Here is a 25,599-nt window from a genome sequence, read left to right as displayed (position 1 = left end):
GAGGTTCTTGAAGGGAAGAAGAATTCGAACGGCGAGTACGAGTATGTAATCCGTCAGGTTACACAGAATATCGTTCTGAAATTCGGTCCGGACTATGTAGCGAATATGTCGGTTAACGGTACGGCTGTATGGTCGCACGGCGAAACGATTTACATCCGTGTAGAGCGTGAAGATATTGCCAGCATCTACTCGGTAGCCGGTCAGCTGGTGAAGAGAGTCGAACTGCCTGAGGGCGATACGCCGATCCCGATGCAGCGTGGCGTATATGTGGTAACGCTCAAAGACGGTTCGGTACATAAGGTGATTGTGAAATAAGAGTACAGCTTAGTTAAAGTCTTGTGAAAGAATGAAGTTGTCAGATATTTAAAGATTGGGGAGGGTGTGTCAAAAAACGTAATGTTTGGGCACACCCTCTTTAGGTGTGTAAGAAAGTGTGAAATGCGAGGCGCTAAGGATGAGAGCTAAGGTATGTGACCGAGCCCACATTCCGTAAGCAACGAAGCAGTTTACTCGTTAGATACATCGTCTTTTTTAATTTCTATGCGTCAAACTTGTACATTCCTTCCTCAAGATGTTGTGGAGCATGGCGGAACCATGTCCTGAGGAAGGAATTTCCATTCTTTTCAATTCCTCCACCTCCCTGAATACCAAGACCGGATATGAATACGTACCATGCTCTTTTCCTATGGGGAAGAAACTGTTTATCAAATAACTTAACCGTCTTCCTAAGTGACAATTCGCCAGGTCGTTAAAAGAGGCATCCGAAGCGAAGGGTAAGTGAGGTAAAGCGATTACCTTCGAGGTGTTTCACGTTGAATCCTTGGGTCAGTGTACCGTTCATGGCCACATAGCCGCGGGTTCCGTTCGCATCGAGAACCCTCGAATATCGGAATGTCACGTCGCCTCTGATTTGCGCGGCCGTAAGGAATTCGTATTCGCGGGCGAGGTATAGCGCGTTGTATTTCGGCTTGGTCTGGTCTTCGCCGGGCGTAGCGTACTGACCGTCCTTAGCCATCGTCCCTCCGCCCGAAGTATAGCGCGCGCCGACGGAAATACCGTATCCGTTCTTACCTCGCACGAGGTTGCGCACGGTGGTGGCGTGGTAATGTACGTAACGGATCGTTTGTTTGCGGTAGTAAGGGTAAAACGACAAGGTTTGCTTTCGTTGATACAAGTCAATGCCTCCTTTGAATGTCCATCGCGGATTGAAGTCCCGCACTCCGAGGTCGGCCGTATAACCGACGCTCGCGTTCAGTCGTTGCTTGTCGGCTACTTTCAGCGGATCGTAATATACGATCACGGTCGTGCCACCCGGCCGACTTTCATGTTTGTAGACGTTTTCGAGGTTCTCGAGACTTTCGTTTTCGAGGTGTAAGTCGAGGCGATGATGGGCGGAACCTCTTTTCAGCAGAAATGCCCCGTTGTACTCGTAGATATCCGAATGATGTCGGCTGTGCAGCACCTTTGCCGAAGCCTCTTTGCCATACCCGCCTTCACGCTGCTTGTACGTCAGTTCGTGAGACATCCGGAAGTCGTCCGAGCGATCAACGTGCAGTTGCACCGAAGCGCCATGGTAACGGTTATACATGGGCGTATTCTCATATTTTTGAGTGTAGCCCGTCTCTCCGAATTCTTCGACAGCCCCGAAAAAAGCTCCATAGCTGATCAGCGAGTAATATCGTTTATCGGTTGTGCCGTATGTGTTGAACTCAAGCCCTTCTACACTGCGGCGATAAAAATAATGGGCTCCGAGTTCGAACGTTGGGTGAAGACGCCATGAAGCGCCGGCTGTGACCGACATGTCGAGCAGCTTGTTCTTGTGGCGCAGGTCTTTTTGTTTGGCGTAATTGGCGGCATGGTAATCGACTCTCGCGCCCAGCGTCAGCCGATCGGTGACATCTGCACTGATCGCGCCAGCCAAACGGTACGTTTCGAGGTTTTTGACGCCGCGTGTCGTATCGGTGTATTCCACGATGTCGAAAGGTTGTTCGTAAGGATGGATAAAGGCCGATCCTCCCATATCTTTGCCTGTGAAATACCGGTAACTCATACCTCCGAAGAAGACGATTCGCGGCGAAAGACGGAAGAATGATTCGGTCTGTCCGCCGAGCGTGTAGCTGTCGTCCGACTGATGATAATTGATAAACCCTCCGTTTTCCTTTGTGGCAAAGACATCGGCCACGGCCATCTTTCCGACGGGCAGGTACCGGATACCCGTTGCATTGTATCCGGTAAGCCGCGCATCGGAACGTTTGATATAACCGTAATCGATCCGTCCGGGGTATCCCGTCGTGTCTTGCGCTGCGATGCAGGCGGAGCTTAACACTCCGCCTACCCACATCAGCATGCGTATATAAAATCGTTTCTGCATACGGTTTATCATCTCTTTCTTCTGCGATTAGTCTTTCAACGAGGATTGCCGGCGCTGGTGGAAGTCTTTCGTCGAATTGTTGCTGTCCATATAGATGATACGCGCCCCTTTCTTGAGCGACGCCTCGGCATCGATACCGCTCGGGTCGGTGCTGGCTTTGCCGTCGATTTCGGTGCCTTTGTCGTATTTATATACGAGCTTGGCCTCGTTGCCCGGCACGGCTTTCGTGGCTTCCAAATCGACGTTGCGATACAGCGTGTACCCCTTCGCATTTTGGTGATTTACATATCCGGCATCGATCTTTGCCGTCAGACGCTTTTGATTTTCTTTTTTGCCGGCCATAAATACTTCGATGCCGTCGAGTACCCATTCGTCTTTGATTTTCAGACGTGCAAAGACCGGATTTACTTTGCCTGAATAGTAATTGAAGTTACTCTTATCGTTGGCAAAAGCCGCAGGAGTGACATCTTTTGTTGTAAAGATAAAGAAAGCAGGGCTTGTATTACTTAGCGCCCAGGCATTACCTAATCCGTATTTTACGGCCGAAAGATAATGCGTGCTCGGGATAGCCGCCGAAGGAGCAGGATAGTATATGGTGTTGTCGTATGCAGAAACATCGTATGTGCAGTAATATTCGGCTTTGCTGAGGTCGACCGACTTCGTATACGTCTTCGTATGATCGATCGCGCCACTCAGTGCAATCAAGATTTGCTTGCCCGGTTCAATCGTTACGTTTTTCGGGAAGTACCAAATACCGTTGCCTGCAGGAACCCATCCTTCGCTTTCGTACATTAACTTTCCTCCTACATAATCCTTGTTGGGAGCAAATGAATTAGAAGTCGGGAATGTCATCCCGAGGCATAGATTGTCGAGGCTGGCCGGTTGGGCGGAATTGTTATACAGAATCACATATTGATCTCTGCTAAAATTCCCGGAACCGTCGTTTTTCGGACATCCTCCGATATACAGCTCCTTGATCACGACTTGTCCTTTCTTCGATTCCGAAAGGTCTAATACAAACAGATTGGCCGATGTTGCCATCGAGATGGCAATATCGCTCTTAGTTCCACTGTAGATATACGAATGACCGCCACTTTGACGCATATCGGTTGCCGATGCTTTATAGACGCCGGCGGGTACTTTAAACGAGGCTTTGCCTGTCTTGTCGGTTTTTTCCTTCAGGGAAGAACCTTTGCTGTCGGTCAGGGTCACTTCTACGCCTTCGCCCGGTTTAAAGGGACTTCCTTGCGGATAAGCCAATTGGATTTGGACTGCAAAAGTTTGGTAATCTTTCTCATCGTCTTTGCATGACGTGCATAAAATCAGTGTACTGATCATCAAATAAAGAATCTTTTTCATCTTACCTTGTTTTTAAATTAGTTATAAATAAATTGTAATGATATTTCGTTATAATTTCAGTCGTAGCGAAAGTCCGTATGTGAACTGCGGAATGAACCCGCTTTCATATAAAATAGTCTCCGTATGATTATCCGAGAATTTGATTTTCCCCATATTGTTGAAAAAATTGTAGGCATAGAAGGAGATCGATGCCAATTTGCCGATTTCTTTCGTAATGTTGATATTCGCCGAAAAGTACGGCGATATCCGGTTCGGATTGAAAAAGTAATTGGTTGGTGATTTGAGTACCATCTTGGCCAGCTCGTTGTATAAATCTTTGTCGTTCTCTTTGGCCCATGCGAATTTCTCGGCAAAAGGAATCTTTGTATCGGGATCCTCCCACGTCGAGTAGTACCGCGGATAACTGCCGACATAGACATCTCCCTGATATATATTGGTATCTTCGCCCGAAAGATCCTCCGGTTTGTTCACTACGAAACCGTAACTTTGCCCCTTGTATTGACTGAGCCGGCGACTGTATCGATATAAAGACGTTTCGAGTTTGACGCTAAAAATCATTCGGATGGCTGGAATATGCGTTTCGGTCGTAACGTTCAGGTTTACCTCTTCGGAGAGACCCCCGTTCGAGACGGAAGGAGACGCCGGCTGAATGGTCGATACGATACTGCCTCCCGTTCGGTGCGAAGTCGCGCTGGTCGACGAACCGACGTAATAGCCGATATACCTGAACGGCCTGTTATCCGTCATGGTCTGTGCGGGAATTGACGCAATCAGGGTTTCGTCTATTCCTTTGTAGCGGTAGTAATTTCCGTCGAGGCGGAGTTTGGTTCTGATGGAGCGGATGCGTGGAAACTCGACGATCCATTCGATGCCGTTTCGTTCGATGGGGGATCCGTTCCGATAGAAGTAGTTGGTCTTATACGTATCGCGCCTTGTATATTCGAGAGGATGGCTGCTGTGTGTGCCGGTCTTGTCCGATACGGTCACGATACCCGTATTCCGGTCGATCGTATATTGTCTGTTCTGCAACGGAATGATACTCTCTTCGAGCGCTTTTTGATCGGTCAGCAGGTAAGAGTAGGGGGTGTGTTCGAGCGTGCAGATATACGGATCGACGGTTTGGCTTCGGAAGAGCGAAAGAGAAACCTTCACGTCACTGATGGAAAGCTCTGTACCGATTTCGAACTGTTTGTTCTGTTGCCAGCGCAGATTGGAATTATGGCGAGGCAGTGTCGGCGTAGTATAGTAGGCATAAAACGTGCTACCATCCGCCATGGAACCGGGGGCGAAGGCCAGGTCGTCCGAATACGTTGGTCTGGGATAAAGCACTTCGAGCGAAGGTAGTTTGACGGATTTTCCCCATCCTGCGTAGAAGCTGAAGTCTCTGAGTAGGCCGTCCGCATTTTTACGCAGCGTGTATTTCGCATTGACTCTGGGCGAGAAGCTCTGTACCGTACCGTAGGCCGAAGAGCGGATCATCGTTATGTCCGAGCGTATGCCGGCTGTTACTTCAAGCAGTGAGGCGTTCTGTCGGAGGGGCAGACTCAGTTTCTCTTCCATATACCAGGCAACGTTATGCACGAATGGTTTTTCGTTGTAACGGTAGGGGCGCCACGTCGGGGCATAGCGCAAGTCGTTGTAGTAAACGCCTCGGCCCTTATTGCCGCTGCTGTTCAGCTCGGCACCGGCCATGAGCTTGTGTGAAAGAGTTCCGAACCGATGTTGCCAGTCGGCTTTCATCTTAGCCGTGTAGTGGAGAGGTTTGCTGTCGTGATATTGCAATACATACCAGTAGCCGCGCGGAAGCAGGAGAACAGGAGCATTCGGATTTTCGTCATAGTTCGTTGCGATGAAATACCCTTGTTCCAACGAATGGATAGATGCTTGCGACGACGAACTGCTTTTGTTCGTGTTCGACTTCGATAGCCGGTCGGAATAGCTGACCGATCCGGAGAATTCCAGATTTGTGATCCACGCCTTGTTAAGCAGCCATTTGGCGCTTAGGTTGCCCCGCAGATTGTTATCTTGCATATGCGTGTACGTTTCTCTGAACGCATCGGGATCGGCTTTCGAATCGTAGCCGCCGATGTTGCCGGTTAGCCCCAGATTGAACAAGAGGGGCATTCCCCGGCTTTTGTTTAAGGTATGTGAATAGTTTACCGTAAGCGTATTCCGTGCGTACGATGTGTGTGGTGAAGCCGGGTCGGAAACGGATTTCGTATGCTCGAAGCTTGTGTTGAGGGTTCCGGCATTCGTACCGAGCGAAAAGCCCTTGCTGGCGGCTGCCTGCTTATTTCTTGGCGTGGTAGATAGTTGCACCGTTAGCGGTGTCCTTCCTTTGCGCGTGTGGATCTTTACGATTCCGCTCGATAAGTCGCCGTGTTCGACCGACGGAATACCCGTCACAACTTCGATCGATTCGATATTCGTCGAACTGATGCTCCGTACGTCGGCTCCTTTCGTTTCGTCGAAAGCCGCGTTGTTTTGTATGCGTACCCCGTCTACCTCGACGGCCGTTCCGAACGAGGCATTCCCTTTCTCGCCTCCTCTGCCTCGCAAGACAAAACGTTCATCCCTCGTGAGCTCTTGGCGTATGGAAGTTTTTCCGCCCGGCAGTAACGAACGGATATTGCTCACATTCATGATTTGTGCATGGTCTAACGTTGTACGATCGATGGTGTAGGATGTCGTCAGCTCACGCGGTTTCTGGCGTGCTGTAACGACGACTTCGTCGAGCGACAAATTTTCTTCCGTGAGCAGAAAAACATGCTCCGGCATATCGTTTTTGACTTCAATGTCGAACGATTTTGTGATGTAGCCGAGGCAATGAATCAACAGTACAACCTTGCCGCCGGGAACGTCTTTCAGTATGAAACGTCCTTTCTCATCGGCTACCGTCCACAAGCGACTGTCGGCAAACGAAACGGTGGCGAAACCGACCGCCTCTTTACTTTGACTGTTCAGTATTTTCCCCGTTATTGTAAACGACTGACCCAATAAACATTGTGTACAGACCGAGCACCATATGATAACCCCAAAAATATATCCACGCATGGCTGTTATAATCAGACTGCAAAGATAGCGTACCCGGTCTTACGCTCAAATCCCCAATAATGGGGATAAAAATCTCCAATGCAACAAGACTAAAAAATATAAACGATAATTTATTCTTTCTTTTCACAGCTTACTGGAACTAACGAAATTTATATACGGACGGAAATTTTTGCACATCCGTATGTACGTGAAAGTGGAATGGAATCGGCGACCCGAATCATACTTGGAACCCAGCTTTCCGCAGAAAGGGAGGGGGGATTACAAAAAGTCTCCAGTAACGCGGGCAAACGTTACAATCTTCCGTCTACCGTTTCGCGCGGCAAAACGCTTCTGACGTCATACACTACGGCGTTCGTTTTGAGCAGTCCGGAAAGATCCAACGCTCCGAACGCTCTGTGCGCAACGGCAAGAATCACGGCGTCGTACTTCCCTGTCGGCTGTTCGGTCACGACGTCGACGCCGTACGCTTCCCGCACGTCGGACGAGTCTACCCACGGATCGTATATCGTGATGCGGTTCGTATATTCCTGTAGCGTGTGATGAATGTCGGTTACTTTCGTGTTTCGCGTGTCCGGACAATTTTCTTTGAAGGCGAAACCAAGTATTAAAATTTCGGCGTTCTTCACAAGAATACCTTTTTTATTCATGCACTTGATCGTCTGGTGGGCGATGTACGCGCCCATGCCGTCGTTGAGGCGTCGCGCGGCCGTCATGATACGGGGCAGCACACCGTAGACCTGTGCTTTTTGGATCAGATAATAAGGGTCGACGCTGATGCAGTGTCCACCGACGAGTCCGGGGTGTAGCCGTATAAAGTTCCATTTGGTGGCGGCCGCCTCGATCACGTCGTGCGTGTCGATATTCATTGCGTTAAAGATCTTGGCCAGCTCGTTCATGAAAGCGATATTGACATCGCGCTGGGCGTTTTCGATGATTTTGGAGGCTTCGGCCACACGGATCGAAGGCGCTTTATGCGTTCCGCCCGTCAGTACGGAGCGATAGATTGCGTCGATTCGCTCGGCCGCTTCCGGCGTAGAGCCTGACGTTACTTTTTGAATCTTCTCTACCGTTCGCTCCTTGTCGCCCGGGTTGATTCGCTCGGGCGAATATCCGGCAAAGAAATCGATGTTGAGCTTCAAACCCGAAACCTGCTCTACGACGGGAAGACATTCTTCTTCGGTCACCCCCGGATAGACAGTCGATTCATACACGACGATGTCTCCTTTTTCGATGACTTTTCCCACCGTCGTGCTGGCGTCAATCAACGCTTTCAGGTTCGGACGGTTGTACACATCGACCGGAGTAGGGACGGCGACGACATAAAAGTTACAGTCGCGAAGGTCTTCGACGTTTGTCGTACATCGGAAACCGTTCTTCAAGGCATCCTGCAACAGTTCGTCGGACACTTCGAGCGTATCGTCGTGCCCAGCCATAATCTTTTCGACCCGCGCGGGGTTCACGTCGAAGCCGATCGTCGGATATTTCGTGGAGAAGAGGCGTGCCAGAGGTAAGCCGACATACCCCATTCCGATGACGCAGATTTTTGTTGATTTCATGGAACAAAGGTAATCACATCTTCCCGAATCTTCCAAATCGAAGTTTTTATGGCGATATCGCTTACGCTCTCCGCGCCGAAGATACAGAGGACAAATACGTTGTTTTTCACGAAAGACATTTGGTTACCTTCTTTCAAACATCTACCTTTGGGCATTGTTTTTTTAATGTTTTCGGCAAAGATGAAATACATCGATCGATTTATGATTGTGGCTTTTGGGCTGATTCTTGCCGGTCATCTGTATGCGCAAAAGAATGGCCGGACGGAGGTTTTTTCGAACCGTGTGAAAAGTCTTCAGGCTCAGGTGGCCGGAGAACTGATTTCGGAACCTTATATCGAGCTGGATGGTGACCGCCGGCTTGAGGTCAGTTTCGACGTGTTGAACCATACGCAGGGACGATATGCTTATTCGGTCATTCATTGCGACGCGGACTGGAAACCGTCGGTGCTGACTCCGATCGAGTACATGGACGGCTTTCAGGGCATGACCATTGAGGATTATTCTCCTTCTTTTAATACAACTGTATCTTACATGAACTACCGCCTTTTCCTGCCTAACGACAATATCCGTTTTAAAGTATCAGGCAATTATTTGCTGCAAATTTATGAAGAAGAAAAACCCGACCAAATCGTTTGTTCGGTACGATTCGGGGTTTATGAACCGCTTATAGGGATTGATGCTGCGGTCAGTGGTAATACGGATATATCGCTCAACAGAGAGCATCAGCAGGTCAGCTTTCAGATCGATCGAAAGGGAGTCACGGTGAACTATCCGCAGACGGAATTGAAGGTCTATGTTTATCAGAACAACCGGACGGACAATGCGGTGAAGAATGTGCAGCCGCAGATTATCACGAATAACCGGCTAACGTATGAACATATCCGCGAACTGATTTTCGAAGCCGGCAACGAATACCGTCGTTTCGAATTTTTGACGCATCGTTACAACGGACTGAATATCGACGGTATCGGGTTTCACAATCCGTACTATCATGCCGACGTGATGATCGATCAAAGTCGAACGCGCACCGGCTACCGTTACGATCAGGATCAGGACGGGCGCTTCTTCGTCCGTTGCAGCGGTTGTAACGACCCGGATACGGAAGCCGATTATTACATCGTTCATTTTACGTATGCTTCCGAACCGTTGCTCGAAGGCGATGTTTATCTGCTGGGGGACTTTGTGCAAAATCAGTTCAATGAGACGAGCCGGATGGAATATAATCCTCAAACACGGCAATATGAAAAAGCGCTGATGCTCAAGCAGGGATATTATAATTACCAGTATGTGCTGCTTCCTCATGGGGAAACAAAGGCGCAGACTTTACCGACGGAGGGCGATTATTACCAAACCGAAAACGAATATACGATTCTTGTCTATCACCGTCCGATGGGGATACGTTATGACCGGCTGATCGGTAAACTGACCCTTCGCAACAGGCAATTTGTTTTATAAATTAGCACCATGGAAGAAAACAAACAAACAACAAAAAAGAAAAGTCGTCTAAAATGGATTGTTCTGTCCGCTCTTTTACTGCTGACGGGGTATGGAGTATACCGTTTGGTCACGTTTTATTATGCTCCGCATCGTTCAACACGCCAAATTTACCTCGTACCCAGAGACGCTGTATTTATCCTTCATTCAAGTAATCCGGTCAATGACTGGAAGCGATTCAGCACGAGTGATCCGTGGCAATGCCTCAGACGCAGTCCTTCGTTTGCCGATGTCGCACGCGATGCGAACAAGCTCGATTCCGCTTTGCAGGCTAACGAGCGACTTCTCGCGTTGGTAGGGAAAAGAGACCTGATGATTTCGGTGCATCGGATGCGCCATGGGAAGCTCGGTTTTCTGTACGTTCTCGACTTGCAGAAGATTTCGGAAGTACAGGCCTTGAAGGAACAGATCGACAAACTCTACGCGTGGATGAACTACGGGGTGACGTATCGGAAATACAAGGACACGGAAATTGTCGAGCTGCGTGATCCCAAAACACGCGACATGCTTTATACGGCTTTTGTAGACAATCATTACATCGCGTCGGCGACGGCCGGACTCATCGAAGCGTCCATCTCGGAACGCAACGAACCGATCATCGGATTAGACCCGCTTTTTATCGAAGCCGACCAATCGACCGATGATGACGGGGTGTGCCGCATTTTCGTGCAGCATGCCACCCTGCCTCGCTTTCTCGATCTGTATATGGGTAAGCGAAAGGGCTATCTGCCGGCGATCGGTGCTTCGATGGCATACACCGGACTGAGCCTGCAAGCCGATAAGGAAAAATTTGCATTGAAGGGGTATACCTTTCTGAAAGATACGGTCAGTCCTTATATCGCTACACTCCTGCATTCGGAGGGCCGGGAAATAACAGCTCATAAGATACTGTCCGATCGTACGGCTTTTTACACTAATATCTGTGTCGATGATCCCTTAACGTTCGTGGAAGAGATGGAAACGATGCTCTCCAACGATGAACCTTCACTCTATGCGACTTATAAAGAATCGTACGAGCGCATTGAAAACATGTTCGATATATCCTTGCGAGACGATTTTCTGAGCTGGATGGCCGGTGAATTTGCCGTAACCGAGCTTGAACCGGGACTGTTGGGGCATGACACGGAAATGTTACTTGCCGTTCGTGCCGAAGACCTCGGACGGGCGCAGGAAAAGATGGCATACATCGAGAAGCAGGTGAAAAAGAACACGCCGGTTCATATTCGCAAGGCGAATTATAAAGGATATGAGATCAATTATGTAGAGTTGAAAGGTTTCTTCGCGCTCTTTTTCGGGAAAATGTTCGAGAAGTTCGAGAAACCTTACTATACGTATGTAAATGATTTCGTCGTTTTCAGCAATAAACCGGCGACGTTACTCTCTTTCATCGAAGATTATGAGCAGGAGCGTACGTTGCGTAACGATAACGGATTCAAACAAGTGCTCTCGCAAATCGACGACCGGTCTACTTATTTCGTCTACACGAACAGCATCAAGTTTCTGCCGCTCATGGAGCCGCTGTTGAACCAGAAGACATGGGAAAGTTGGTCGGCCAACCGCGAGATGGTTTACTCGTTTCCTTATTCCGCTTTGCAGATCGTTGGCAATCGTCAGAAGGTCGCTTTGCGGATGGTCATGAATTATCATCCTTATCGGCCTCCGGTTATGTCGGAAGAAGAATTACGCGAAGAGGATGATACCGAGATTTCGGAAAAGGCGGCCATCGATGAGCTGAACCGTTTTTATGCCGAGAAGTTCCAGGGCAACATCTATCGCGAGTTTTATCCCGAAGGTGCGTTGAAGAGCGAATGTGAGATACGCAATGGGCAGCGTCACGGCAAATATCACGAATATTTCGAAAATGGCAGCTTGAAAATACGCGGCCGGTACGATCAAGATCATCCCACGGGAACATGGAAGTATTATACGGAAGACGGCACACTGGAGAAAAAGGTTCGACTGTAAGAGATTTTCTCTCTTTATCTTGATGTGCCGATAGGATGGTTGGAGACAGGTAAGGAAGGAGAGATTCAGAAACGTTTTCTATTTGTTTTTCCGGTGAAGAAGCTGCTCCGGTTCAAATCGATTTTTTCGCTTGTGAGGATAATCAAATATTCATCGACGGCTGCGAGCAGGGCCGTTGCAAGCACCGTTTTCAGAATGATTTCGTTTACTTCGTTTTCGCATACGATGAACAGCATCGTGGCGAAGACAAGCACTACCGTCAGTTTGTTTCCGAGCGTATGAATGGATAGAAACCGTCCGAAGCGGTATCGGGCGGTGCACAGTGCGAGGCCTCTGACGGTCACGATAGCCGCCAGTTCCCAAATATGCTCGATGACGAGCGACTCGTATTTCGTGCAAAAGACGATCCCTGTCATGCCGAAGAATATCCAGTCGCCGAATGAGTCGAGCCGTGCACCGGTGGCGCTTTGGCAATGATAACGTCGGGCAATGAAACCGTCTGCCGCGTCGGTCAGACCGATCAGCAGGATCATGGCCGCCAATGCAGGTGGTCGATCAGCCACCGCGAGCATGACCGGCGAAAGGATGATGCGCGAAATCGACAGGATATTCGGAATTTTTTTCACTCCTTTATTCATTCTTCGTTTATCAAGGTGGGCGTTCGTTTTTACCCGTATCTGCTGCAAAGGTAGTTAAAATTTCGTGGTATAGGAGGTTGGCTTTCCATCGATTTCCGAGCAAAAAGGTTCGACGTCGAAGCAAAAAGGTTCGACGTCGAAGCAAAAAGGTTCGATGTCGAAGCAAAAAGGTTCGATGTCGGAGCAAAAAGGTTCGACGTCGGAGCAAAAAGGTTCGATGTCGGAGCAAAAAGGTGCGATGTCGGAGCAAAAAGCTCGGATGTCGAAGCAAAAAGGTTCGATGTCGAACCTTTTTCTGACGAAATGGCAGGAAAACGACAAAATGTCTCTCCAAGATAGTGCGATTGTGGCTAAGAATACGCAGGAGGAGGGCAGGAAACAGGGGCAGCGGTCTGGTGTTTTTATCCTGTCGGTATAAAATCTCGGGGATTTTATCTAAATTTGCGGCTTCTTAAAAAACGATAAAATATGCGTTCAGTTTGTGTGTATTGTGCGTCCAGCTCGCGGATCGACACGGGATATACCGAGGCGGCCGAAGCTTTGGGAACACTGCTTGGTAAAGGCCGGTGGCGGGTGATTAACGGAGCCGGAAGTTTCGGCTTGATGCGTGTCATTTCGGATGCGACGTTGAAGGCGGGAGGAACGGTCGTCGGGGTCATTCCGCATTTTATGGTCGATAACGGGTGGTGTCATTCGGGGCTTACGGAGCTGATTCGTGTCGAGACGATGCATGAGCGCAAGCAACGGATGGCCGATATGTCCGATGCGGTCATTGCTCTGCCGGGCGGTTGCGGTACATTGGAAGAGTTGATGGAAATCATCACGTGGCGGCAACTGGGACTGTATCATCATCCGGTAGTGATTCTCAATACGAATCATTATTATGATCCTTTGTTGGAGATGTTGAACCGCGCCGAAGACGAACAATTTATGCGTTTGCAGACACGTATGTTGTGGCAAGTGGCCGAAACGCCGGAAGAAGCTATGCGGATGATTGATGTCTGAGAGGGCAGGATAGGAGCGGGGGCGGTTCAGTTTTTCAATCCGTATGAGGTGCTTCGGCCGCCGTCGCCGTGTTTGTGCAGAATTTTTTTGTCGATCAGGTCTTGAATATCTCTGAGCGCCGTATCAGGAGAACAGAGATTGATATTCGCCCAAATGGATGAAGTGATTTTATCGTCCATACCTTCCCACAACAAATTGATCATCTTTACTTGACGGTCGTTCAGACGTACCAGACGATATTTCTCCCAGAACTTCGACTTTTCCAAAATACGTGTGATCGATGCTTCGGCTTCGGTCAGCGCCGCTTCCAGACAATGGAGAAACCACATGATCCATTCGGTAATATCCAGATCATGATTGCAAGCGGTTTCTAACAGTTGCCGGTACGTTTCTTTTCGTTTGCAAAACTGCTCCGACAAGCAGAAAAAACGTTGCGGGAAGTTATCGGCTCGTGTGAGGAAGAGCTGCGAGATGGCCCGTGCGATTTGCCCGTTGCCCGTTGCGAACGGATGGAGGAGCCAGAAATAGATGTGTGCCACTGCCGCTTTGAGAACCGGATCGGTCGGGTGCTTTGTATTCATCCACTTGACAAATCGTTTCATCTCGTTTGAGATCGGCGAGGTATCCTGCATGGCGAAATAATGAAGCGACCCGGAAGAAGTTGCCGTTGTAACAGCTTCCGTATGAGACGATGGGTCGGGAGAGAGGAGGCTTAGGGCATCCCTCCACCCCCAAATACGTTCTTCCGTGACGGGTTCGAGATAATTTCGCAGTACGTCGGTCGAAACACCGACGATGCCGTCGACAGTAATATCGATATCATGATCGGGCTTCTGCTTCTTTTCCAGTTTAAGCTGATGAATCACAGATATACGTACTTTGTCGGCATCGAGTGTGTGTCCGTCAAGTTCGGCCGATCGGAGAATTTCGTTAGAGATCGCATTCAACAGGGCATTTTTTTTCAGATCGATTCCCAGCAAGCTCGTCTTGCCGACAAGTCGTCCCTGCCGGTTACGCACTTCCCCCAATATGGACATTACTTCCTGGGAGTTCCATGTCAGGTAGGGCCATTCTTTTTCTTGCCATATAGCTGTTTTACGCATATTCTCCGTAAGATTTGCGGCAAAAATAAGGAACTTTTTCGGAAATAACGAACGAATATCAGACTAAAAACGCAAAACTTTGTTAACTGTTGCTTGTTAGGTTGTATGTAAATGATTTGTTTCGTTACATAAAAATTGTGAGGGCGGTCTTATCTGTTTGTATTTTAAAAGAATAGGTGGTATGGTGCGATGTTTTGATAAAGGTAGAGGAAGGAACATGGAAATGGAGTTATCAACACTTTTGGATGTGTATTGTTGAAAACTATTTTTTATGGCTTCGCGAACGGAGGCTATTTTTGTCACTTATCCTTGCGAAGAGACGTAAAAAAAGAAGGATAAAATACGGAGGAAAAACGCTATGATGGAACACGGTACAAATTATTCATTTTTCATAGAGGCTTTGCAGCCTCTGACTTTTCATTCGGTAAAGGGCTTATCCGACCGGTTTATTTCGGAACTTTCGGAAGACGAGCGAAACAAACTTTTCGATGAACTGAAGCGCAGCGGCAACTTGCAGGAAACCGAACCGCAACTCTCTGCTTATCTTTACGCGTTCGGCGATATGCAGGAAGCTCGTCTACAGAGGGCTTACGATCGTTTTCCTCAACCATTTTTCAGCGAAGAGATCGAATGGATTGATTATGGTTGCGGGCAGGGGCTCGGAGCGATGGTGTATCATGATTTTCTGCAGGTACGAAATCTTACCTCGTCTGTTCGTCGGTTTACACTGATTGATCCATCGGAGCGTTGTTTGCAACGAGCGGCTTTACACGTGCGTCGCTTTTTTCCGCATTCCGAAATCCGTACGGTATGCAAATACATCGATGAATTGACTGCGGACGATCTCTTCTCCGGTAATCCGTCCCGTACGTTGCACCTCCTTTCCAATCTCCCCGGCATGGCGACCCGCACGGTCGAACATATCGCAGACATTTTTGGTGATGCACCCGAGGGAGATCATCAATTTGTTTGCGTAGGGCCTTATTATCGGAATATGCCGGAACGCATGGAACGGCTGGATACCCTGCTCGAACGATTGAAAATACCGAAAGATAGGGTCGTTTCGGAAGACTGCGGGGAAGATGAGTTTGTGCCCGGCCAAGCGTGGACATCTGCGTTGCGGATCTTCGCGAAGGGTAGGGAAGAGCCGAAGTTCGAGACTCCTTCTGAAGCACCGCCTGTTTCGCTTGTTGAACCGATAGAGATTCCCGAACCGGAATCTCCGGAGCAAGCCTCTTCCGACGATGATCAAAAAGAAAAGCCGCAGATCGAACAAATTCTGGAGACCCTGAACGATCCGGAGGAGCCGGAATATGTCGTTCAATTACGTGTTGAAGCTGAACGGGGTGAAGCCCGTTCACAAAACAGGCTCGGTTATTTGTACGACGTGGGGAAGGACGTATTTCAGAACGATGCCGAAGCGGTGCGATGGTACCGGCGAGCGGCGGCGCAAGGCTACGCTATGGCGCAGTATAATCTGGGCAATCATTACTTGGCGGGACGCGGTGTGCCGCAAGATGACGGTGAGGCGATCAAATGGTTCCGTCGGGCGGCTGAACAGGAAATTTTACCAGCCATGAATAATCTCGGGGTGATCTACGCGACGGGAAAGGGCGTCAAACGGGATGAGACCGAAGCGATCAAATGGTATCGTAAAGCAGCTCAAAAGGGAGATCAAACAGCTATTCGGAACTTACGGAAACGTGGAATTTCTCTTTGATGTTTTTCCGTCGGGATACTTAAACTGTTACCTTGTTTTTGTTTAAACGGTTAATAAATCAGGTTTTTACAGAGTGGGAGAAAAATAAGTTGGTGAAACGACAAGGATCGGACTTGCTGCCGAATCGCTGCCGCGTTAAGACGTTTTTACCCCCTTAGAACTGATTTTTTATTTTGGCAAAAAATCTTACCTTTGCGGCAATTTTTCAAAAACATGTATATTATAAGATGAGTAATCGATTTGCCGAATATAACACGTTCGATTTGTCAGACATTAACAAAAAAATACTGCAAAGATGGCAGGAAGGAAATGTCTTCCACCAGAGTCTGAATATCCGCAAGGATGCCCCTTCTTTCGTTTTCTACGAAGGACCTCCTTCGGCTAACGGTATGCCCGGCATTCATCACGTCATAGCGCGTTCGATTAAAGATATTTTCTGCCGTTACAAGACGATGAAGGGCTATCGTGTCGACCGCAAGGCCGGATGGGATACACACGGCTTACCTGTGGAACTTGGGGTAGAGAAAGAACTCGGGGTCACGAAAGAAGATATCGGCAAAAAAATATCGGTGTCCGATTACAATATGGCTTGTCGCAAAAACGTGATGAAATTCACGAAAGAATGGGAAGACCTGACACAGAAGATGGGCTATTGGGTCGATATGGATCATCCGTATATCACCTACGACAACCGATATATCGAAACGCTCTGGTATCTTCTCAAAGAATTGCACCGGAAAGGCCTTTTGTATAAAGGATATACGATTCAGCCTTATTCGCCTGCCGCGGGTACGGGGCTTAGCTCGCACGAGTTGAACCAGCCCGGTTGCTACCGCGATGTGAAGGATACGACGGTGACGGCACAGTTCTGTGCTAAAATGCCCGCCGCAAAAGAAAATGACTTCTTGAAACAAGTATTCGGCAAAGAGACGGACAACGTATATTTCCTTGCGTGGACGACAACTCCTTGGACTCTGTCGTCGAATACGGCATTGTGTGTCGGTGAAGCCATCGATTACGTGGCTGTTCGTTCTTTTAACCCGTATTCCGGAGCGCCGAACGTCTACATTCTGGCGAAAGCTTGTATGGATGCGTACTTCAATCCGAAAGCGGCCGAACTGTCACTCGACGAATACAAACCGGGCGACAAGCTGATTCCGTTCGAAGTGCTTGCCACATGCAAAGGTAAAGACCTGATCGGCATCGGGTACGAACAACTGATACCTTGGTTCAATCCCGGCGAGGGCGCGTTCCGTGTCATCTCCGGCGACTACGTGACGACCGACGACGGTACGGGTATCGTGCATATCGCACCGACCTTTGGTGCCGATGACGCGCGGGTAGCCAAGAACTTCGGCGTCCCGCCGTTGCAGCTTGTCGACAAAGCGGGTAACCTGCGTCCCGCCGTCGATCTGAAAGGCCGTTTCTACTGTCTCGAAGACCTTGACGAGGATTATGTGAAGAAGAACGTCAACGTTTCACTCTATAAAGACTATGCCGGTCGTTATGTAAAGAACGACTACGACCCGCAACTCAATGGAAACGACGAAACACTCGATATCGACTTGTGCGTCATGCTTAAACAGCAGGGATTGGCGTTCAAGATCGAAAAGCATGTGCACAATTATCCGCATTGCTGGCGCACCGATAAACCGGTACTTTACTATCCCTTAGACAGCTGGTTTATCCGAACTACCGCCTGCCGCGACCGGATGATCGAACTCAACGAAACCATCAACTGGAAGCCGCAAAGCACCGGAACGGGACGCTTCGGTAAATGGCTCGAAAACCTTCAGGACTGGAACTTGAGCCGCAGCCGTTATTGGGGTACACCGCTTCCGATCTGGCGTACCGACGATGGTGCGGAAGAACTTTGTATCGGATCGGTCGAAGAACTGTATCACGAAATCGAAAAAGCTGTTGCCGCTGGTTTTATGACGAGCAATCCGTATAAGGATAACGGTTTCAAACCGGGTGAATATACATCGGAAAATTATGACCGGATTGACTTGCATCGTCCGTATGTCGATGAGATCACGCTGGTTTCTCCGCAGGGAAAACCGATGAAACGAGAGATCGACCTGATTGATGTATGGTTCGACTCCGGCGCGATGCCTTACGCGCAGATTCATTATCCGTTCGAACATAAAGACGCGTTCGACCGACGCGACGTCTATCCCGCCGATTTCATTGCCGAAGGAGTAGACCAGACACGCGGATGGTTCTTTACGCTCCATGCCATCGCCACGATGATCTTCGACAGTGTGGCGTTTAAGAATGTGGTATCTAACGGACTGGTGCTCGACAAGAACGGAAATAAGATGTCCAAACGTCTCGGCAATGCGGTCGATCCGTTCGAGACGATCGAAAAATACGGTTCCGATCCGTTGCGTTGGTACATGATTACGAATGCCTCGCCATGGGATAACCTCAAATTCGATGTCGAAGGCATTGAAGAAGTGCGTCGTAAATTCTTCGGTACATTATATAATACGTATTCGTTCTTCGCACTGTATGCCAATGTAGACGGTTTCACCTACGGAGAGCCGGATGTGCCGATGACCGAACGTCCCGAAATCGACCGCTGGATATTGTCGCTGCTCAACTCGCTCGTCAAAGACGTGGATGAGTTTTATGAAACATACGAACCGACCCGTGCCGGACGCGCGATCTCGGATTTTGTGAATGATCACTTAAGCAACTGGTATGTTCGTCTGAACCGTCGCCGCTTCTGGGGCGGAGGCATGACACAGGATAAGCTCTCGGCTTATCAGACGCTTTACACCTGCCTTGAAACGGTCAGCAAGCTGATGGCGCCGATTTCGCCGTTCTACGCCGATCGATTGTTTACCGATTTGATTTCCGTAACCGGACGTGACAAGGCGGAGTCCGTACATCTGAGCGACTTCCCCAAGTGCAATGAAGCGATGATCGACAAAACGCTCGAAGAGCAGATGCAGATCGCGCAGGACATCTCGTCTATGGTGCTCGCATTGCGTCGTAAAGTGAATATTAAGGTACGTCAACCGTTGCAAACCCTCATGGTGCCGGTGACCGACGACCGGCAGAAGGAACATATCGAAGCGGTAAAAAACTTAATCTTAAGCGAAGTCAACGTAAAAGAACTCAATTTTGCGGATAACTCGGCCGGTATACTGGTGAAAAAGATTAAGCCCGACTTTAAGAAGCTGGGGCCGCGTTACGGAAAGGTTATGAAACAATTGGCCGCAGCCATTCAGGCCATGACGCAAGAAGATATAGCTTTGCTCGAACAAAACAGTTCGTTTACGTTCAACCTTGAAGGGGTGGAAAGTGTTATTGTAGCAGACGATGTTGAGATCATATCGGAAGATATTCCCGGCTGGCTTGTGGCCAACGAAGGACGCCTGACAATCGCGCTCGACATTACCGTCACGGACGAGCTTCGCAAGGAAGGATTGGCACGCGAATTGGTGAACCGCATTCAAAACCTGCGTAAAAGCAGCGGACTGGAGATCACGGACAAGATACGTATCGCCATGGTACCCGCTCCGGAAATGAACGGAACAATCAGTGATTATGCCGATTATATTCAAAAGCAGGTGCTTGCCGAGTCGATCGAAATGACGGAAAATCTGCCGGATGCGACAGAACTCGATCTGGATGATTTTAAATTATACGTAAACATCGAAAAAGTTTGAGCCGACATGGTGTAATATCAAAAGAATATCGTATTTTTGAAAACCAAATAAAAGGAGGACTGAATTATGGCTGAGAAGACAAGATACTCGGATGCGGAGCTGGAAGAATTTCGCGCCATTATCATGGAGAAGCTCGATAAAGCGAAGAAAGATTACGACTTGTTGAGATCGGGGATTACGAATGCCGACGGCAACGACGTCTCCGACACTTCACCGACATTCAAGGTGATGGAAGAGGGGGCGGCTACTTTGTCGAAAGAAGAAGCCGGCCGTTTGGCGCAACGTCAGATGAAATTTATCCAGAGCTTGCAGGCAGCGCTTATCCGTATCGAGAACAAAACATACGGGGTATGCCGTGAAACAGGTAAGCTGATCGCGAAAGAACGTCTGCGTGCGGTACCTCATGCTACACTGAGCATCGAGGCCAAACAGAGCGGAGTAAGATAAGCGGCGCGTCTGATGAAAGGAAAAAAAGCGTGGGGAGCAGTAGTCGTTATTTTGCTGCTTCTCTTTCTTGATCAGGCTTCGAAAATATGGGTGAAAACCCACATGCAACTGCACGAAAGCATTGAAATCTTTTCATGGTTTCAGCTTTACTTCACCGAAAATCCCGGCATGGCCTTCGGGATGGAGTTTTTCAACAAGCTCGTGCTGTCCGTCTTTCGCATTGTGGCGGTGATTGCCATTGCGTACTACCTGATTCGCCTCGTACGACGCAACTATTCGTTCGGCTTCATTGCTTGCGTTGCACTGGTTTTTGCCGGAGCACTCGGTAACATTATCGACAGTGTGTTCTATGGCGTCATCTTCGATCACAGTTACGGACAAGTCGCTACGTTTATGCCGGCCGACGGAGGGTATGCTTCTCTCTTGCACGGCAAAGTCGTGGACATGTTGTATTTTCCGCTCATCCGAACCACTTTCCCGGACTGGTTTCCGATATGGGGCGGAGAGGAGTTTATTTTCTTCCGGCCGATCTTCAATCTGGCCGACTCATCTATTTGTGTCGGAGGAGCGATCTTGTTGCTGTTTTATCATCACACTCTTTCCAAGAGTCTTTCGACGAAGTAGGTTCGATACATGCCGGACAGGAAATTTCAGCGATTTTTCATCGGATGCTCGGCTGTCATCTTGTTGTCGGCATGCAGCCACACACCCAAAGGAATTATTCCGGAGAAAAAAATGTGCGATGTGCTGATCGATATGCAGATGGCCGAGACGATCATCAACGATGATCCGTATAAATACGGATCGTTTCGGCAAAAAAACGCGTTGTTCCAGTCGGTCTTTAAAAAGCACAATTTGACGCAGGCTGAATACGACAGCTCGTTGATATGGTACGGTAAAAATATCGATATCTATATGCGTGTCCACGATATGGCGATGGCTGAAGTAGACAAGCGTATAAACGCCCTTGGTGAAGTGAAAGCCGAAGCATTCGATGTACCACTGGCCGACTCGGTCGATCTGTGGGTTGATAAACGATGCTATATTTTCTTTCCTAAGTCGTTGTCTAACAAAATTGTGTTCGATCTGAAACCTGCTGAAGCGTATCCGTCCGATTGTCGTTTCGTGTGGGAAATGCAAGTCTGGGGACTGACGCCGGGCAGGCAGGTGTTGGAAGTGAATCTGCGTGCCGACATGTCCGATTCGACCCTTGTCGTAAAAGACTCAATCGTCGGGGACGGGTTTCATCAATATACTTTGCAGGGTATGCCGTATGAACCGGTACAGCGTGTTTACGGGTATATCCGTATGAAATCACCGGCTGTTCCAGATCCTAAAATCTACATCGACCGAATCCGGCTGATGAGGTATCGAGTCGGAGAGTAGGCGTTTTTTCGCATGCTCCCTTAATCGGTTAATATATCTGTTCAGGCGGCGCCGTTCGTGTTCTTCTTTCGAAATAGACGGAGGTGCGACCTCGAATTGTTTGTAGGCTTGTGCATTCCGCGCATTCCGTTTTTTGGCGCGGTGACTCGGCCAGAAGATGGTTCGGGCAATGTCTTCGGCATCGAACGTTATATATGGACTCGGAAGCGTTTGTTTGTCATCTAACGTCGTTTTTTTTACGTTCATTTTCATCAATATCATCATCTCTTCGATTTGTCTTTCCGATAACATCATTCCTCCCGATTTGTTTATACCTCTATCCGGATCGTTTGCCGACTTGTTGTTTTTATTCAGATCATACAGCATGAAAACGGAAGGCGGGAGCAGATGAAGTTTGCGATGGCTTTCGGGGCGGATGATGCTGTCGAACGATTTGACGATGGGTAATTCCAGCGGACTGTGTTTCATCTGCTGTTCGGGAGTGGGAGCGGGGTTGATCAGCGTGCCGGAGCGGATGGCTCGAAGGGTTTCTTCGTTCAGTTTTAACTTTTCCTGCCCCGACAACACGCGCTGTAACCACAACGAGTCTTTTGCCGACCAATCTTTCTGTGCCGATGCGGTGATACACACCTGCAATCCTAATACTAAAAACAACACGTAGCGTCTTTCCATAGCCCGATATCTATATATTTCGGGCAAAAATAAAAAGGTGAGGGAGAAAGGTTCATGCGCTTGTGTGCAAAAAAACGTAGGAGATGTTTATTTCAAAAAAAATAAACGTTTTTCCATCGATGTTTTACTAAAAAATATGGATTCGGCGTGTGTGATGCTATTCAGCCATCCAGCAGTCAGTCCTTTGGGTATTGATTCGTTGAGTTGTTGAGTTGTTTATAGCCCTGCGGACGTTGAATTGTTGATTTGTTGAGTTGTTTGCCCGCCATGGCGTGGATATGAACATCCCCCTTGCCCCCTTCAAAGGGGGAAGAGCGAAGCGAAGGGGGATGTCATCCCTTCAAAGGGGGAATTTACATGGTACACGACGAATCATGTACCCGGAAAATGACCATTAACCATTGACAATTAACATTAAATTCGCGTCGTTTGCGTAATTTGCGTTCGAACATCGTCATTTGTCATTCGTCAATTGTCATTCTTTACTACTCTGACTACCTTGACTCCTTTTACTACTCTGACTCCTTTTCTAACTAACCTTTAAACGCCCTCAGGGCTTTAAATCTCCTGTTCTATTTTGTACTTGTTGCGGCTCGGAGCATTACGCGAGATCAGTTCGCCGATAAATCCGGCCAAAAAGAGTTGCGTACCGATTACCATAGCCGTGAGTGAGATGTAGAAGTAGGGCGAGGTGGTTACGAGCGGCCGCAGGTCGCCGTTGTACATGGAAACCAGTTTCATGATCAGCACGGCGACGAGCGCTACGAACCCGATCAGGAACATCACGCTTCCCCAAAGCCCGAAGAAGTGCATGGGCTTTTTCCCGAACTTCGAGGTGAACCACAGTGAAATCAGGTCTAAGTATCCATTGACGAAGCGGTCGAGACCGAACTTCGTTTCGCCGTATTTACGCGCTTGATGATGCACGACCTTCTCGCCGATCTTGTTGAATCCGGCGATTTTGGCCAGATAGGGGATATAGCGGTGCATGTCGTTGTAGACTTCGATATTCTTCACCACTTCGCGCCGATACGATTTCAGTCCGCAGTTAAAATCGTGCAGATTGATGCCCGAGAACTTCCGTGCCGTAGCGTTGAAGAGTTTGGAGGGGAGGTTCTTGGTCAGCTTGTTGTCGTAGCGTTTCTTTTTCCATCCCGACACGATGTCGTAGCCGTCTTCCTTGATCATCCGGTAGAGTTCGGGAATTTCGTCGGGGCTGTCCTGTAAGTCGGCGTCCATTGTGATAATCACGTCACCCTCGGCGCGTTGGAATCCGCAGTGCAGCGCCGGCGACTTACCGTAATTACGGCGGAACTTGATGCCTTTCACGTGTGCCGACTGTCGTGCCAGATGCTCGATCACCTGCCATGAATGGTCGGTGCTTCCGTCGTTGACAAAGATGATTTCGTAACTGAAATGATGTTCGTTCATCACCCGTTCGATCCACGCGTGCAATTCGGGCAGCGATTCGGCTTCGTTATACAGAGGTACGACTACTGATATATCCATCGGTTTTATTTACGTTGTTTTGGTTGGCAAAGGTAAAATAAAAATTTGTTTAAGGGAAATTCTACCTCGTGTATAAAACACGCGCCGGATACATTCGTTTACTTTGCATCCGGCGCGCTCATGAAAAAGCTCAAATTTCTCTCGCTTTGGAGCCTCTTGTCGGATTCGAACCAACGACCCCGAGATTACAAATCACGTGCTCTGGCCAACTGAGCTAAAGAGGCAGGTGGGAAAGCTTTCTACATCGCACCGCTACAACCAAGTACCCTTGCTGCGGTCAAGCCCTGGGGGGATTCCGAGGGAGCTGGTCGTGTAGGACTTTCCCGGCGCAAAGATACGCTCTTTTTCCAACTAATCAAATTTTTTTTCGTTATCCTGAAAATTCTCGTACTTTTGCGCAAACAAAAAAGTACATGAACACGACCGATCGTTTTCTTCGTTACGTCTCGTTCGATACCCGGTCGGACGAGGACGCGCAGACGACGCCCAGCACACCCGGGCAACTGCATTTGGCCGAATATTTGGCGCAGGAACTGACGGCCATCGGGATGGACGACGTCTCGCTCGATGCCAACGGTTACGTCATGGCCACTCTGCCTGCCACCACACAGCGTGAAGGCATCCCCACCATCGGATTTATCGCTCACATGGATACCAGCCCCGATATGACGGGCAAGGACGTGAAGCCGCGCATCGTGACGTACGACGGCGGCACGATCGTGCTGAACGAGGCGGAGCGGATCGTGCTCTCGCCCGATACGTTTCCGGAGCTGGCCAACTACGTGGGGCAGGAGTTGATCGTTACCGACGGGACGACGTTGCTGGGGGCCGACGATAAGGCCGGCGTGGCTGCCATCGTATCGGCCATGGAATACCTGCTTACGCATCCGGAGATCGCTCACGGCAAGGTGCGCGTCGCCTTTACGCCCGACGAAGAGATCGGGCGGGGAGCCGACCGGTTCGACGTCGACAAGTTCGGTTGCGACTGGGCATACACGATCGACGGCGGGGAAATCGGCGAGTTGGAGTACGAGAATTTCAACGCCGCGGAGGCCGTAATCACGATCAAAGGGCGGAACGTACATCCCGGCTATGCCCGAAACAAGATGGTGAACGCCGCTCTGCTGGCTACGGAGCTGAGCGCTTCGCTGCCACCCGAACAACGGCCGGAGAAAACGAGCGGGTACGAAGGTTTTTTTCATCTCACACGCTTGGAAGCGACCGTCGAGGAGGCTTCCTTACATTATATTATTCGCGATCATGACCGGTCTCTTTTTGAGCAGAAAAAAGACTTGCTCCGTAGGCTCGTACATGAGATGGAGGCGAGGTATCCCGGTTGCGTAACGATCGAGGTGCGTGACCAGTATTACAATATGCGCGAAATCATCGAGCCGAGAATGGAGATGATCGAGTACGCGCGCGAGGCGATGCGTGCGGCTGGCGTTACGCCGCGTATTCGTCCGGTGCGGGGCGGTACGGACGGGGCGCGTCTGTCGTTCATGGGATTGCCCTGCCCGAACCTGTTTGCCGGAGGACTGAATTTCCACGGACGATACGAATATCTGCCGGTCCGTTCGCTCGAAAAAAGCAAGGAAACGATTATTCAACTATGTCATATCATAACCAATCAAACGAAATAG

At 49.1% G+C, this 25,599-nt stretch carries 19 protein-coding genes and 1 tRNA gene; 11 read left to right on the top strand and 9 right to left on the bottom strand.

The features are described from left to right. On the top strand, positions 1–315 hold a 315-nt coding region (locus EII41_RS14170), incomplete at its 5' end, for a hypothetical protein (protein ID WP_185711882.1). A 433-nt stretch (positions 316–748) separates the two neighbouring features. Here the strand turns inward: EII41_RS14170 and EII41_RS09400 are convergent. The 4 genes from EII41_RS09400 to EII41_RS09385 form a co-directional block, all read right to left on the bottom strand. Further along, positions 749–2,371 (bottom strand): DUF6850 family outer membrane beta-barrel protein, encoded by a 1,623-nt coding sequence (locus tag EII41_RS09400; RefSeq protein ID WP_124790378.1) that lies wholly within the window; start codon positions 2,369–2,371, stop codon positions 749–751. A 27-nt stretch (positions 2,372–2,398) separates the two neighbouring features. Continuing rightward, positions 2,399–3,730 (bottom strand): DUF4876 domain-containing protein, encoded by a 1,332-nt coding sequence (locus tag EII41_RS09395; protein ID WP_124790377.1) that lies wholly within the window; start codon positions 3,728–3,730, stop codon positions 2,399–2,401. A 48-nt stretch (positions 3,731–3,778) separates the two neighbouring features. Beyond that, a complete protein-coding gene (locus EII41_RS09390; RefSeq protein ID WP_260425542.1) occupies positions 3,779–6,727 on the bottom strand; it encodes a TonB-dependent receptor in 2,949 nt (982 codons plus the stop codon). 347 nt (positions 6,728–7,074) lie between these two features. Beyond that, a complete protein-coding gene (locus EII41_RS09385; protein WP_124790375.1) occupies positions 7,075–8,340 on the bottom strand; it encodes a nucleotide sugar dehydrogenase in 1,266 nt (421 codons plus the stop codon). A 180-nt stretch (positions 8,341–8,520) separates the two neighbouring features. On the opposite strand from EII41_RS09385, the gene EII41_RS09380 reads away from it, so the two are divergent. Both EII41_RS09380 and EII41_RS09375 read left to right on the top strand, forming a co-directional pair. Further along, positions 8,521–9,795 (top strand): DUF5103 domain-containing protein, encoded by a 1,275-nt coding sequence (locus EII41_RS09380; protein ID WP_260425541.1) that lies wholly within the window; start codon positions 8,521–8,523, stop codon positions 9,793–9,795. Positions 9,796–9,804: 9 nt separating this feature from the next. Next, positions 9,805–11,799, top strand: a complete 1,995-nt coding sequence (locus EII41_RS09375) for a DUF3352 domain-containing protein (RefSeq protein ID WP_260425540.1) — start codon at positions 9,805–9,807, stop codon at positions 11,797–11,799. A gap of 65 nt (positions 11,800–11,864) precedes the next feature. Here EII41_RS09375 and EII41_RS09370 read toward each other — a convergent pair whose 3' ends face one another. After that, positions 11,865–12,425 (bottom strand): CDP-alcohol phosphatidyltransferase family protein, encoded by a 561-nt coding sequence (locus EII41_RS09370; RefSeq protein WP_185711881.1) that lies wholly within the window; start codon positions 12,423–12,425, stop codon positions 11,865–11,867. 166 nt (positions 12,426–12,591) lie between these two features. Between EII41_RS09370 and EII41_RS09365 the strand changes: the two genes are divergently transcribed. Both EII41_RS09365 and EII41_RS09360 read left to right on the top strand, forming a co-directional pair. Beyond that, a complete protein-coding gene (locus EII41_RS09365) occupies positions 12,592–12,855 on the top strand; it encodes a hypothetical protein (protein ID WP_124790373.1) in 264 nt (87 codons plus the stop codon). Between the two features lie 50 nt (positions 12,856–12,905). Then, entirely contained in the window at positions 12,906–13,442 is a 537-nt protein-coding gene (locus EII41_RS09360) for a TIGR00730 family Rossman fold protein (RefSeq protein ID WP_124752358.1), read from the top strand. 26 nt (positions 13,443–13,468) lie between these two features. Here EII41_RS09360 and EII41_RS09355 read toward each other — a convergent pair whose 3' ends face one another. Then, positions 13,469–14,545, bottom strand: coding sequence for a Fic family protein (locus tag EII41_RS09355; protein ID WP_124790372.1), 1,077 nt, complete (start codon positions 14,543–14,545; stop codon positions 13,469–13,471). Positions 14,546–14,903: 358 nt separating this feature from the next. Between EII41_RS09355 and EII41_RS14310 the strand changes: the two genes are divergently transcribed. From EII41_RS14310 to EII41_RS09330, 5 genes are all read left to right on the top strand, one after another. Further along, the gene (locus EII41_RS14310; RefSeq protein ID WP_221620716.1) at positions 14,904–16,265 is read left to right on the top strand and encodes a tetratricopeptide repeat protein; all 1,362 of its coding nucleotides are present in this window, start codon (positions 14,904–14,906) and stop codon (positions 16,263–16,265) included. Between the two features lie 227 nt (positions 16,266–16,492). Beyond that, positions 16,493–19,945 (top strand): isoleucine--tRNA ligase, encoded by a 3,453-nt coding sequence (gene ileS, locus EII41_RS09345; RefSeq protein ID WP_124790371.1) that lies wholly within the window; start codon positions 16,493–16,495, stop codon positions 19,943–19,945. Between the two features lie 66 nt (positions 19,946–20,011). Further along, entirely contained in the window at positions 20,012–20,392 is a 381-nt protein-coding gene (locus tag EII41_RS09340; RefSeq protein ID WP_124752355.1) for a TraR/DksA family transcriptional regulator, read from the top strand. Between the two features lie 12 nt (positions 20,393–20,404). Further along, positions 20,405–21,016, top strand: a complete 612-nt coding sequence (locus EII41_RS09335) for a lipoprotein signal peptidase (protein WP_124752354.1) — start codon at positions 20,405–20,407, stop codon at positions 21,014–21,016. 9 nt (positions 21,017–21,025) lie between these two features. Further along, positions 21,026–21,778, top strand: a complete 753-nt coding sequence (locus EII41_RS09330) for a DUF4296 domain-containing protein (RefSeq protein WP_124790370.1) — start codon at positions 21,026–21,028, stop codon at positions 21,776–21,778. On the opposite strand, the gene EII41_RS09325 is transcribed toward EII41_RS09330, so the two are convergent. From EII41_RS09325 to EII41_RS09315, 3 genes are all read right to left on the bottom strand, one after another. Further along, entirely contained in the window at positions 21,707–22,450 is a 744-nt protein-coding gene (locus EII41_RS09325) for a DUF4858 domain-containing protein (RefSeq protein WP_124790369.1), read from the bottom strand. The two genes, EII41_RS09330 and EII41_RS09325, sit on opposite strands and share 72 nt — an antisense overlap. Before the next feature lie 558 nt (positions 22,451–23,008). Continuing rightward, positions 23,009–23,959 (bottom strand): glycosyltransferase family 2 protein, encoded by a 951-nt coding sequence (locus tag EII41_RS09320; protein WP_124752351.1) that lies wholly within the window; start codon positions 23,957–23,959, stop codon positions 23,009–23,011. A gap of 147 nt (positions 23,960–24,106) precedes the next feature. Further along, a tRNA-Thr gene (locus EII41_RS09315) sits at positions 24,107–24,183 on the bottom strand. Positions 24,184–24,372: 189 nt separating this feature from the next. Between EII41_RS09315 and pepT the strand changes: the two genes are divergently transcribed. Beyond that, on the top strand, positions 24,373–25,599 hold the full coding sequence (gene pepT / locus EII41_RS09310; RefSeq protein WP_124790368.1) for a peptidase T: 1,227 nt from the start codon (positions 24,373–24,375) through the stop codon (positions 25,597–25,599).

The organism is Tannerella forsythia, assembly GCF_003860135.1.
GTDB classification, from domain to species: domain Bacteria; phylum Bacteroidota; class Bacteroidia; order Bacteroidales; family Tannerellaceae; genus Tannerella; species Tannerella forsythia_A.
Note: the sequence above shows the minus strand (reverse complement) of the source record. Positions and strands in the feature narration are given on the sequence as shown.